At 59.3% G+C, this 13043-nt stretch carries 10 protein-coding genes; 2 read left to right on the forward strand and 8 right to left on the reverse strand.

Annotated features, from left to right (window positions below):
- Nucleotides 1-235, forward strand: a 235-nt coding sequence (locus HNR46_RS18680; RefSeq protein ID WP_184021771.1) for a transposase, incomplete at its 5' end; no start/stop codon positions are given.
- Between the two features lie 491 nt (nt 236-726).
- On the opposite strand, the gene acpS is transcribed toward HNR46_RS18680, so the two are convergent.
- Nucleotides 727-1110 carry a holo-ACP synthase gene (gene acpS / locus HNR46_RS18685; RefSeq protein WP_184021774.1) on the reverse strand — a complete coding sequence of 128 codons (384 nt, stop codon included), beginning with the start codon at nt 1108-1110 and terminating at the stop codon, nt 727-729.
- A gap of 5 nt (nt 1111-1115) precedes the next feature.
- Nucleotides 1116-1856 carry a pyridoxine 5'-phosphate synthase gene (locus HNR46_RS18690; protein WP_184021777.1) on the reverse strand — a complete coding sequence of 247 codons (741 nt, stop codon included), beginning with the start codon at nt 1854-1856 and terminating at the stop codon, nt 1116-1118.
- A gap of 202 nt (nt 1857-2058) precedes the next feature.
- On the opposite strand from HNR46_RS18690, the gene HNR46_RS18695 reads away from it, so the two are divergent.
- Complete coding sequence (locus HNR46_RS18695; RefSeq protein ID WP_184021781.1) at nt 2059-5748, forward strand: PQQ-dependent sugar dehydrogenase; 3690 nt, start codon at nt 2059-2061, stop codon at nt 5746-5748.
- 100 nt (nt 5749-5848) lie between these two features.
- Here HNR46_RS18695 and purH read toward each other — a convergent pair whose 3' ends face one another.
- From purH to HNR46_RS18725, 6 genes are all read right to left on the reverse strand, one after another.
- Nucleotides 5849-7390 carry a bifunctional phosphoribosylaminoimidazolecarboxamide formyltransferase/IMP cyclohydrolase gene (gene purH, locus HNR46_RS18700; protein ID WP_184021784.1) on the reverse strand — a complete coding sequence of 514 codons (1542 nt, stop codon included), beginning with the start codon at nt 7388-7390 and terminating at the stop codon, nt 5849-5851.
- A gap of 114 nt (nt 7391-7504) precedes the next feature.
- Complete coding sequence (locus HNR46_RS18705) at nt 7505-8359, reverse strand: fumarylacetoacetate hydrolase family protein (protein WP_184021787.1); 855 nt, start codon at nt 8357-8359, stop codon at nt 7505-7507.
- Complete coding sequence (locus HNR46_RS18710; RefSeq protein ID WP_184021790.1) at nt 8356-9258, reverse strand: SGNH/GDSL hydrolase family protein; 903 nt, start codon at nt 9256-9258, stop codon at nt 8356-8358. Before HNR46_RS18710 ends, HNR46_RS18705 begins: the two co-directional genes overlap by 4 nt.
- Before the next feature lie 12 nt (nt 9259-9270).
- Nucleotides 9271-10725, reverse strand: a complete 1455-nt coding sequence (locus tag HNR46_RS18715) for an MBOAT family O-acyltransferase (RefSeq protein WP_184021793.1) — start codon at nt 10723-10725, stop codon at nt 9271-9273.
- Between the two features lie 126 nt (nt 10726-10851).
- Nucleotides 10852-11595 carry a sulfite exporter TauE/SafE family protein gene (locus tag HNR46_RS18720; RefSeq protein ID WP_184021796.1) on the reverse strand — a complete coding sequence of 248 codons (744 nt, stop codon included), beginning with the start codon at nt 11593-11595 and terminating at the stop codon, nt 10852-10854.
- The gene (locus HNR46_RS18725; protein WP_184021799.1) at nt 11592-13043 is read right to left on the reverse strand and encodes an MBL fold metallo-hydrolase; all 1452 of its coding nucleotides are present in this window, start codon (nt 13041-13043) and stop codon (nt 11592-11594) included. Before HNR46_RS18725 ends, HNR46_RS18720 begins: the two co-directional genes overlap by 4 nt.

A 13043-nucleotide genomic window follows, 5' to 3' on the forward strand; every position in this document is an offset into this window, starting at 1 on the left:
CGGGATGCGAAGCAAGGTCGACAATTCCGGAGGCCGCGAACGCTACAGCCACCGCATGGGCATCATCGAACCCGCTCTCGCCAACATCCGCCATGTCAAAGCCATGAACCGTTTCGACGATCGAGGACGTCGCAAGGTCTCCGCCCAGTGCCGACTCGAGGGCATCGTGCACAACCTCGTCAAAATCGCCCTCTCTCGGCCGGGTTACGCCACCGGCGAGCCCGCCACGGGGTGAATCCTCCTTGCCTCACAGCATGGGTGGTCTCGGCGGGACGTCACAGGAGCTCATCACGAGGCGCCATGACCACGGAGGGGAAACGCCGCCCGAAAATCCGAAACGGCGTCCATCACTCGGCACCATCGGAAGGCAACGGAACGACGGGCTCAATCGGGGCTTTCCGATGGTCTCGTTTGGCCTTTTTCTGCGTGTTGAGCGAGCCTGCTCTGGTGGTTCTAGTCCTGTTTGGATTGCCATGCGAACCCTACCAGCGTGCCAATAACGCCAAAGACGAGGCCTGCAAGGGGCCAAATGAGCGGTCCTCCGATGTCCTTCAATAGCACGGCACAGAGAACAAAGAGCAACAGGGGAACCAAGCATCCACCGACACCACATCCGACCAATGGACCCGGATTGTGAAGTGGTCCCCTGACCGGACCCACTCACCCTTCTTTACAGGGAACCAGCGATCCTCGGTTCCCGCGAAACGGCACGTCATCTTCGAGCGGTCAGCGGATCATCGCCATCGCATGGGCGACAGCGTAATCGCGAGCATGGCTGATGCTGATCTTCACTTCGGCAATACCCACCGAACGCGCAAAAACTGCCCCCGCTCCATAGAGACGCACAAGGGGAGCTCCGGTCTCATGCCGAATCACTTCCACATCCAACCAACCGAGATCCTTGCCAATTCCAGTGCCGAAGGCTTTCGAGATCGCTTCCTTCGCCGCGAATCGTGCGGCCACGTGAACTGCGGGGCGCTTGTGACTTAGGCAATAGGCCCGCTCCGCCTCGGTCAGAATCTTTTCCAGAAACCGCTCCCCATGGCGTTCAAGCGTCTCTTCGATCCGCCCGATCTCAACGATGTCGATGCCAATCCCAAAAACCTCCATGAATCCTATTCTGGATAGAAAGCCATCGCCTCCTTCATCTCCCTTACCGCGGTTTCCAGGCCCACCCGCATCGCTCTCGATACCAGAGAGTGTCCGATATTGAGCTCCGCCAAAAACGGAACGGTGAACAATCGACTCAGATTGTCATAGTTGATCCCGTGCCCTGCATTGACCTGCAGGTCCATTCCCGCCCCCATGCGAGCCGCCAAGATCAGCCGATCGACCTCGACCCTCAGGTCGTCTCCCGTCGCGTTGGCGAAACATCCGGTATGCAACTCGATCATTTGAGCTGCGCACTCCGCCGTGCTTTCGACCTGATGTTCATCCGGATCGATGAACAAAGAGACCATGATCCCCGCGTCACGAAGTTGGGCAACACAGCTTTTGACTTCCTCTGCCCTGCTCGCGACATCCAGTCCGCCTTCGGTGGTGACCTCTTCACGCGTCTCGGGGACTAAGCAGACGAAGTCAGGCTTCAGATCGAGCGCCAAGCGCAGCATTTCCGGCGTCACGCCCATTTCCAGATTGAGGGGAAGCGGACATTCCCGACGGATTTCATAGGCGTCCCGTTCCTGCATGTGCCGACGGTCCGCACGAACATGGATCGTGATGGAATCCGCTCCACCTGCCATCGCATCGAGCGAGGCGACCCGTGGAGAAGGTTCAGCATTTGGCGAATCCGGCAGCAGCGCATAGCGAGCCTGCCGGAGAGTCGCCACGTGATCGACATTGACGCCAAGAAGCATGGCCGAGTGCTAATCGCGGGAAATCGGGTCCGCACTTGAAAAAATGTCAAATTTGAGTGTCTGAAGACGATGGGCACGATCCCCGCTTTCGTGCCCACGAATCGCTTCCCATCGCATTTCGGGCTGTCTGGTCCCTGAATGAGGTGTTGCCAGCAATTTGTCCTGGTCCTCCCCAAACGAACCCACACCACCGTCACCATCCATGCCATTCCCGTCCGTGGGGCGCCTTGCGGCGACCCTTTTGTGCGGATGCACAACTGCATCCCTCGCCCAGCTCTCGAATCCCCTGACCTCGCCGTTCCCTTCGGGCATTCGCGTCGCCGTGGAGAACTGGGTGACCATTCCCGCGAGCAGTAATTCCGCGCCCGTTGCCCGGATCAATCACCTCAAACCAGGACCCGATGGCTCACGGCTCTTCTGCAATGACCTCAATGGTCGGCTCTGGGTGATCGCCTCCAACAGCGCGACTTCAGCGACCCAGTTTCTGAACTTGGCCTCCGCCTTTCCCTCTTTCATCAGCAGCCCGGGCTTGGGGACCGGTTTTACTTCCTTTGCCTTTCACCCGGATTTCCTCGATTCCGCCTCTTCGGGCTACGGGAAGTTCTACACCGCACACAGCGAAGCTGCCAATGGAACCGCAGTCGACTTCTCGGGTCCCATCAGCGCCGCCACCTCCCAAGTCGGAGTCGTGACTGAATGGACCTTGAACGACCCCGCCGCTTCATCGGTCAATCTCACCACGCCGAACTTCACCCGCCGCACGCTTCTGCGCATCGGCTTTCCTTACGACTACCACGACGTTCAGGAAATCGAGTTCAACCCCACGGCCACCCCCGGTGACGAAGACTATGGATGCCTCTTCATCTGCATCGGCGATGGTGGATCCATCGTCAAAGATAGCCCGGCGAACCTGGGGCGCATCGACTCGCCACTTGGCAGCATCCTGCGCATCGCCCCGGTCCTTACACCCGACCAAGATCCCGCCGATTTCACCCTTTCTTCCAACGGCAATTACTATCTCCCCTCGGGATCGGAGAACGCCAATCCCTACATTGCAGCTGAGGACCCCACACCAGGCGACGGCTATCCGGTCGTGCGTGAAGTCTACGCCAATGGCTTCCGCAATCCCCACCGCATCACCTGGGACCATGGCGGCACTCACAAAATGCTCTGCGGCAACATCGGAGAAAGCCTGATCGAAGAGGTCGAACTCGTGGAAAAAGGCCGCAACTACGGTTGGCCATGGCGCGAGGGCTCGTTCGCATTCACCTACACGGACAAAACCCACGTCTATCCCCTCCCCTCACCGGATACGGCAGGCTACACCTATCCGGTCGCTCAATATGACCACGCCTCCGGCTACGCGATTGCTGGTGGCAGCGTCTATCGCGGCAGCGCCATCCCGGAACTCCAAGGCTACTACCTGTTTGGCGACATCGTGAACGGGCGCATCTGGATCGCCAACGAAGCCGACATGAGTCTGCAAACTTCCACCAGCACCGGCGAGGCACCTGCCCAGCCTCTCGAACTGGGTCTCAAGGTCGGCAGCACCACGACCACTTTCCTCTCCATTCTCGGCACCAGCCGCGCCGACCTCCGATTCGGCACCGACCACGACGGCGAAATCTACCTGCTCTCCAAGCAGAATGGTCGCATCTACAAGGTGAAACAGGACACCAGTCCCACCGTGACTCCTCCAAGTGGCGAGCTCACCGACTGGACCTCCATCGGAGAAATTGAGTCGGGATCGACCTCTGGCTTTACCACGACTCCTGCCGCCAGCGGCTCGTTCTCGATTGTCAATGACCCGCTCGAAGGCCCGGTCAATCGGGTCCTGCGGTTGCAAGCCCACGGCAGCGCCAGCGCCCTCACCGCCAGCATCGCGGTTCCTGAAATTCCAGACGACTCCTACGGAACTCTATTCTTCCGGTTTTATATTCCGGGCCAGGACCATAACATCACCTTCGGCCTCAGCGATGTCGCAAACCCAACGGCATACGCAGACTACGAAATGCAAATGCGCTCGTACCTCAACAACGGTCGCCTGCAGGTCCGTAGCGGCGGCAGTTTCATCGACGGAGCGCCGATCGAATCCGGTACCTGGTACTCCGTTTGGTCACAGGTCAACAATGCAACCGGCACCAGCGGCGACACCTGGAACCTCTACGTTCAGGGTGGGTCCCTCACCACTCCCACGCTCGTTCGCTCCGACATCGCATTCCGAAATGGCACCACCGCCAGCCTCAAGCGCTTTCTCTGGATCCTCTCGGCCATCACCGCCAGTGGTGAGGCTCAGAACGGCCAAGAAATCTACTTCGACGATCTTTTCGTCGATGTCGGTCACGCCAATTTGACGAATCCCGTGAGCACCGATTGGCAACAGATCGACCAATTTGAAGGAGCCTCCCTCCTCGCCTCCTGGGATGTTCCGAACGCGGAGCTCCAATCCGCCACCATCGAACAGGAACTCAGCGGAAATCATTACCTCCGCCATGCGGCTTCACCGAACGGGGCCACCAACCAAGCCGCCATCCTCGCCAAGAAGTTGCCCTTCACGACTCAGGTCAGCCAGACCTTGACCCTTTTCCTGAGAATGAAAATCGAAGGGACGGAGACCGATCACAGCGTCGGAGTCAGTGCGCTCAATCCCACCGATCCGGCCTCCTATACCTACGGCGATTTTGAGACCGAGCTGCGGGTCGCCACCGATGGTGAGGTCACCGTTTATGATGGCCCTGCGGGAGCGAATGCCTATGTGCCGACCACCGCACCCCTCACTTCTCTCGCTACGGGCACCTGGCAGAAAGTCTGGCTTGTGGGCAACAATGGTGGTTTTGCATCGGGCGGGCAAACTTGGACCGCTTATGCTCAAGCTCTTCACGGAGGGGATCCGGTCGCGATCACGCCGACTCTCTTCTTCCGCAAAGGCGCGGAAAACCCGATCACCCACTTCGTTGCCACCGCCTCCAACCTCCTGGGAGGAAACGACGCCATTTGCATCGATGACCTGTTCGCTTCCCGGGGCAAGAACCTTACCGATCCTGTCGGCAACGAAGGCCTGCCCATGACCCTTGCCCGTCAAGGCACCGACTTGCAACTCGCCTGGCCATCGGTCACCAACCAACTCTTCCAGACCTTCGAATCGGACGACCTCGCCATCTGGTCACCGCTTTCCGAACCGATCGAAGGAGATGGATCCGTCTGGGAAATGGATGAAAGCATCACGGGCGACCGACGCTTCTTCAAGGCGCTCGCCCTCTCCCGCCGGGCATTTCACACCGCACAATGGTCCACGGACTTCCCATCAGCGACCCTGCCCGATGGCATGACATTGGTCCGGTCGAACACCACCGTAAGTTGGAGCCTCTCGCCTCAGAACTTGCAGCTGACCAACTCCGCATCGTCCACCGTCACCGGCATGGTCGGGCGTCCAGGCGGCTATGCTCTCGCGCCCGGCGATTGGCGCAATGTCACCCTCACGGTGGAAGGCCGGAGCCTTGCCACGGAAGCCACCGTCAATCGCGATCTCAGCCTGATCTTCGGCTACGTCGACGACACTCACTTCTACTACGCCCACCTGAGCCGAAATTCAGACGGGTCCCTTCATACGGTGATCATGAAAGTGAACGGCAATACCCGAAACACCATTCACGTGCCCATCCCCACCGGCACCACCGCCGGACCGTTGGTCTCCAGCAGCACCAACCCGATCTGGCATACTCTGCGCATCACGCATTCGGCCGATGGAGCCATCGCCGCCTACGTGGACGACATGGACAACCCCGTGCTCACGGCACAAGACACCACCTATCCCTCCGGTCGGGTCGGGTGTGGCACCTTCGATGACCCCGCCATCTTCCGCGCGATGACGGTGGAAGGCGAGCGTCCATAAAGAAGTCCGCTGGTTTCACATTTTTCCATACGCACGCATGAAAAAGCACCGGGGCTCACGCCTCGGTGCTTTTTCTCATTTGAAAATTCTGACCTTCCGATCAGTGGCGGAAATGGCGGTGTCCGGTGAAGATCATCGCCATACCTGCAGCATCCGCAGCAGCGATCACCTCTTCATCCCGGATCGAGCCGCCTGGTTGAATGCAGGCGGTAGCACCAGCTTCGATCGCCGTCTGCAGACCGTCCGCAAAGGGGAACATCGCGTCGGAGGCAATCACCGAACCTTGAAGGCTGAGACCTGCTTCGGCGGCCTTCCACACGGCGATGCGTGAGCTATCCACCCGGCTCATCTGGCCAGCACCGATGCCCAGAGTTCGATCCGAGTTCGCGTAAACGATGGCATTCGACTTCACGTGTTTCACCACGCGCCAGGCGAAGCGCATGGCGCGCATTTCCTCCTGAGTGGGTGGGCGCTTGGTCACCACCTTGCTTTCCAGATCATCAAGACCCAGAGCGGTGTGATCGCGGTCCATGACCATGAAACCTCCCGGACAAGAACGAACCAGCGGGTCTTTTTTCGCCGCCAGATAGGCTTCGTTCATTTTCATCAGTCGCAGATTCTTCTTTTTCTGCAACAAGGCCCGAGCCTCAGGCTCATAATCGGGCGCAATGATCACGTCGGTGAAAATCTCGGAAATGATGCGTGCCACGCCTTCCGTGAGCGGGCGATTGCAAACGATCACGCCACCAAAGGGAGCCTGGCGATCGGTCTCAAATGCTTTCTTCCAAGCTTCGCGCAGGTCTTCGTCGTCCTGGCCCACACCGCATGGATTGGTGTGCTTGAGAATACCAATCGTCGGCCGCACGAAGTCGAGGATCAGGTCCGCTGCAGCCTCAATATCGAGAATGTTGGTGTAGCTCAACTCCTTGCCCTGAAGCTGGGAGAAGCAACCGCTGAAGTCCCCATAGAGGGCGGCCTTCTGGTGGGGATTGTCACCATAGCGCAGTTCACGATCGAGCGGAAGATCGAGGGTGTAGCGGCAGCGGGTGCCCTCGTCGCAACTTCCCAGGTAGTTGGAAATCGCACGATCATAAGAAGCCGTCCGATTGAACACCTTCACGGCCAACTGCTCCCGGAATCCCAGGGTCGTATCACCCTTATGGTCCTTCATTTCCTCGATCACCCGTGGGTAATCGGCTGGATCGGTGACCACCGTGACACTGGCGTAGTTCTTAGCCGCACTACGCAGCATCGAAGGCCCGCCAATGTCGATGTTCTCAATGGCGTCGGCGAGAGTGACGTCCTCACGGGCGATGGTCTCCTCGAAAGGATACAGATTCACGACCACCAAGTCGATCGGCTGAACATCGTGGCTCTTCGCCTGTTCGAGGTGTTCCTTGTCGTCACGCTTGTAAAGCAGACCCCCGTGAACTTTGGGGTGAAGCGTTTTGACGCGGCCTTCGAAAAGCTCGGGAGCGCCGGTAAAATCAGACACATCGATCACCGGCAGGCCGGCGTCACGGAGGGCTTTGGAAGTGCCTCCGGTCGAGAGCAATTCGACTCCCATGTCATGGAGTTCCTTGGCGAATTCGGCGAGGCCGGACTTGTCGGAAACGGATAGAAGAGCGCGTGCGATGGGCATCGGGTCGTTCGGGTGGTTGGCCGGAAGTCGGGACTTCCGACGCCCGCGGTACTCCTCCCCCCGCCGCCGGGCAAGCACCAATGGCGGCTGCTCTCGGCGGAATGACACAGCCCCTCACCCTGCCACCACCCGCTGCCGCAGCTCACCAAGACCTTCCACGCCACATTCGACGCAGTCTCCCGGTTGCAGGAATCGCGGAGGCTCCATGCCCATCCCCACGCCCGAAGGCGTGCCGGTTGCAATCACATCCCCCGGCAGCAGGCTCATGAAGCGGCTGATGTAGTGGATGAGGTAGGCCGCACCAAACATCATGTCCCCCGTCCACCCATTCTGACGATGCTCACCGTTCACATGGCACCAGAGGCGCAACGCCTGAGGATCCGAAACCTGGCCGACAGGCGTCAACCAAGGCCCCATGGGAGCAAAGCTGTCACAGCTCTTCCCCTTGACCCATTGGCCCCCCATCTCTTTTTGGAAGGCCCGCTCCGAATAGTCGCAAAAAACAGCGTAGCCCGCCACATGCTCAAGGGCCTCCGACTCGGCGACGATGCCGGAAACCGTCCGACCGATCACCACCGCCAATTCCACCTCGTAGTCGAGCTTGGTGGAGCCCTCCGGCCGGATCACGTCATCGTGTGGACCACTCCAAGCCGAAGTGGCTTTCATGAATAGCACAGGTTCAGTGGGAATGCCTTCTCCGAACTCCTTGGCGTGCTCCAGATAGTTTTTCCCGATGCACACAATCTTCGACGGCCGATCAATCGGCGGGCCGAGCCGGGACCCAGGAGGAATCGCGATTCCATCAGGACACCCATCCTCCACCCAAGCCTCCAAAGCTTCCATGCCTCCGAGAGCGAAAAAAGCCTCGTCGTAGTCATGAAATTGGCCGCTGGCGTCAATCCAGCGGCCGTCTTCCAAAATCACTCCCGGTTCTTCCCTTCCGGGCTCGCCAAATCGGATCAGTTTCACTCTTTCCCCATAACACCGGAGCCCTCTTCGGTCGAAGGCTTTCCAGCTCCGATCTCAGGTTCTTCGGGAAGGAGCTCTCTCGCCAAACTGGCCATCGTCATGGCCGCTGAAGTCGCATCCATGTGGCGCCCATCAGTAAAACCCAGCTGGTTGCGAGCCAGACCATCGTTGAGATCCCACCACTCAGCTCCCGACCGCTCCGCCAAGGCATGAGCCACTCGCCACTCCGGAGTCCCCTCGATTTCCCCTGGTGGTAATAAAACCAACACCACACGTCGCCCACCTTGTTGAAGCCGGCCGATGATGCCCGCGAGCTCAGCGACCAAGTTCTCCTCACCAGAAGACAGCTCCCCAGATGGGGCGGAATGGAACACACCCGGGCGCGAGGAAGTCGGCAGCGCCTCCCCAACAGCCACCGGATCTCCGTCCTTCCATTTCATCAGCCACGAGTAAGCAAAAGCCGTCGGCCGAGCCGTCGCCCCCAACACTGGTATCCGCTCCCCCACGTGAAACCATTCTCCTTCCAGCGCCTGACTCATTTGAGAGCCTCGGCCATCCAAATCGTAGGCCAGCGTATTGGCTTCGATCGCAATCACCGGAGCCGGTGACAGAAGACCCTGATCCAAAGCGCGCAACGTCACCGCAGCACTTCCTCCATCGCATCCGAGGTTCACGATCCCCGGCACCGCGGCAGCACGATCCGCCATGCGCCCCGTCAGGGAGGAACCCAACAACAACACCTGAGGATCCGCCCGGGAAGCCCCCTGCAGTCGAGCCAGCGATGAAAAGTAATTCGATTCGCTCTTCGCCGTCTTCCCACCCACCGCTTGCAGGCCCGCTGTCTGGATGGCCAGGCACAAACCCAAAACAGCGAAAAATCCCATCAAGTAGCGAATCATGAGCGGCCTCAATTAAAACTGGAAATAGATGAACCCGCGTGGGGCCCCGGGATTGGTCACGATCAAAAAAATCATCAGAGCATGCAAGGCGCCCTCTACCAAGATCGGTGGATGCTCCATCCACGGACGACTCCGCCTTTCACGCAGCCAGCCCCACAGGTGATACAAGACCACCACTCCTCCATACACGCCCAACGCAAACAAGGGCTGCCCGGGAAGCTGAAACTCCGAACCCAAAGCTCGGAAGAAGCCCAAAATGTGCTGCAAATCCGGCATCAAGAAGGTCAACCACAGAAAGGTCACCACATGAAACGCATAGAATCCCTTCAGGATGGCCACCCAACCCGGTCCTTCATTCTCCCGACGATTGCGCCGACCCAACAATCGTTCCAACGCGAGAAATCCCCCGTGCAATCCTCCCCAAAATGCAAATTTCCACTCCGCGCCGTGCCACAGCCCCCCCAGAAACATCACCAGAAACAAATTCAGATACGTTCGCGCCGAACCCTTCCGATTGCCTCCCAAAGGAATGTAAAGATAGTCGCGCAGCCAAGAAGACAGCGACAAATGCCAGCGCCGCCAAAACTCCGTCAGACTCGTCGAGATATAGGGAAAGTGGAAGTTCGGCGGCAGGCGGTAGCCAAATAGAGCCCCTAGACCGATCGCGATCAGAGAATAGCCCGCGAAGTCCGCAAAAATTTGCAGACCGTATCCATACAGCATCGCCATCAAGCCCACAGGGCCAAAGGACCGCAGCCCCTCCTCCCCGATCACGAGAAGTCCCGTTTGTTCCGCGAGGTTGTCAGCTACAAAGATTTTCAGGAAATATCCCATCACCAATCCCCGGCGAACTGTGATCCAATCGATCTCCGACCACGCCTTGCCGCCGATTTGATCAAAAAACTCCCGCGCTTTGACAATCGGACCCGCCACCAACTGCGGGAAAAATGCCACATAGAAACTGGCATCGCGCAACACCGCTACCCGGCCCCTCCCCGTCTTCACAAAACGTTCCTCCGTCGCCTCACTGACGTCGCGGCGCCACACATCAATGACCAGGCTGATTCCTTGGAACGTATAGAAGGATATCCCCACCGGCAGAGGAATTCCGCGAGCCCATTCCACCCAAGTCGGCGGCAACCCCGGAACTTGCCCAGCAAAAAAGCCTGCATACTTGAAAAGAGCCAATAGACCCAAGTTGGCGATCACCGTCGCCTTCATCGTCCGCCGGGCCGGAGCATCTTCGCCCTGCCTGCGCAGCCGCAGAATCCTCCCAGCGGCCGCCGCATTCAGCAGGCACGAAAGCGCCAGCAATGGCAGCAACTCCGGTGCTCCCCATCCATAGAATAGGGCACTTGAAACCAATAGAAGCCCCACCTGCCACTGCCGACGTCCAGGCATCGGTAGATAATACAGGACAAAGGTCAGCGCCAGCAGCGCAAGAAACTCGAAGGAGTTGAACAGCATGACCGGGGGATCACCGCCTCCCCGGGGCGGGAGTCGACGCGTCCCGAAAAACTCTGCCCGACGCCCCCCTGTCAAGAATCCGCGATCCCGCGATCACGGGCCTATTCTCCAAAAAACACCCGCCTGCTAGCCCCCCATCGACCGCCACAGCACCAACGAACCCGTGACCAAAACCATTCCGGCAAATCCCTGCTTCAAACGCTTCGCCGGCAAACTTCCCCCCAACCGCTTTCCCACCAAGGTTCCCATCACCGCCAAACCGCCGAATCCCAAGGTCAAGCCCCCGTGGCTTCCCTCCCAAGCACGATGGGAGACCCAGCCCATCGCCGAATTCGCGGCGATCACCGCCAAGGAGGTCCCAACGGCCATCCGCACTGGCAAGCGCGCAAATTTCATCAAAGCCGGCATCAACAAGAAGCCTCCTCCGACTCCCAGAAATCCGGTCAAAACTCCGGTGCCGGCTCCTGCCAGAGCGCACCGCATGGGTCGACATTCCGGGCAGGGCTCGGTGGCCTCTTCACGTCCCAAAAACATCCTCACCGCCACCGTGACCATCAAAGCCGCAAACATCACCATCAGCACCGTTGGCGTCACCCACCCCGTAAAATGGGCCCCCACGGCAGCACCCACCATCCCAGCGACCGAGAAAATCCCAGCTGCTCGCCCATGAATCTCCCCCTTCCCGAGCCGTTGAAGCGCCCCCGCCAAGGCCGCTGCGCCGACCACCGCAAGGCTCACCCCCACTGCCTCATGGGGCGGAACTCCTGCCCAGTAAACCAAAACCGGCAGCGTCAGGATACTGCCGCCCGCCCCAGTCAATCCCAGCGATAGCCCAATCGCCACCGCCCCGGCCCATGCAAGTGGATTCATGATACTTCCACCGTCGATGCCTCCGTGCGAAGCGTTTCAGGAATTTCGTCAAAATCACCATCTACATGCGTCACGCTCCACCCCTGTCGTGCGAGAAAAGCGCTGGCCATGGCTGCCCGCAAACCGCTCGCGCAGTGAACGAGAAGGTGGCGAGATTCGGGCAATGGAACGATCTGTTCCGCCAAACGAGTGTAGGGCATCGAATAGGCCCCCGCCACATGATCCTTTGAAAACTCCGAAGAACCTCGTACGTCGACGACCTGAGTTCCCTCTTCGACGATTTCTCGGGCGAGGTCCCTGGCTGAAATTCGAGGAATCGAGCTCCTGGTGGAATCCTGAGCCAAGGCATCCTCGACTGGCATCCACGCCACCACCCGGTCCAGTCCGATCCGCACCAAATCGCGAGTCACCGCAGCGACCTGCTCTTCGCTCTCCACCAACAAAAGAATCTCGTCGTTTTCATCCAGATAGGAACCTGCGGCCACCGAATGCTTTCCGCCACTCATCGGAGCAAACAATGAACCCGCGACATGGGACTCCATGAAAGCCACCCGGTCGGACCGCAGATCGAGCACAGCACGTCCCGACACACCGACCCATTCCTCCACCTGTCGACCCTCGATCCGGCGAGGAACCGGAAGTTCGCCTCCCTCCAACAATACCGGGCCGCGGCGATTGTCCCGCTTCATCCGAGCGAAATACAAAGGAGGCTCCGGCTGACCCTCCAAAATCTCGTCCACGAACTTTTGCTCCTCCCCCTCCAAAGCCTGCCGCAAAGCACCATTGTAACGACGTTCGTAGTCGAGAACGCTACTCGGAACACTCCCCAAAGCTTTTCCACATGCACTTCCCGCCCCATGGGCCGGCAACACCTGCACGAACCCCGGAAGGTCCACCGTCTCTCGCAAGCTCTCATAAAGCTTCCTCGCTGCAGGCTCTCGAGCACCCACATGCCCTGCCGCACTCTCCAACAAGTCCGGACGACCCACATCTCCCACAAACAGAAAATCGCCACTCAACAATCCCATCGGCTCGTCGGCACCGCCCCCATGATCGATCACCAGAAAGCTCAAATGCTCCGGGGTATGTCCCGGGGTCAACAGCGCCCGGATCTCAATATTGCCCACCCAGAACCCATCGCCGTCCTTCAATAGCGTCACTCCCGAGCGCCCCAGCGCCCATTCGAACTGCCAATCCTCGCCGCCCTCGGCCGAGAAATACCCATGGGCCCCGTGACGGACCACCAGTTCTCGGGCTCCACTCAGGTAGTCGGCATGAATGTGGGTATCCGCCACTGCTGACAGTCGCAGCCCATTTTCCTCCGCGATCTTCAGGTAGCGATCGACGTCCCGCTCCGGGTCCACCACCACCGCCTCTCCTGTTCGCTGACACCCGATCACATACGCATTCTGCGCCAACACCGAGTCTGTGATTTGTCGAAGAAACAT

The sequence above is a fragment of the Haloferula luteola genome, assembly GCF_014201715.1.
Classification (GTDB): domain Bacteria; phylum Verrucomicrobiota; class Verrucomicrobiia; order Verrucomicrobiales; family Akkermansiaceae; genus Haloferula; species Haloferula luteola.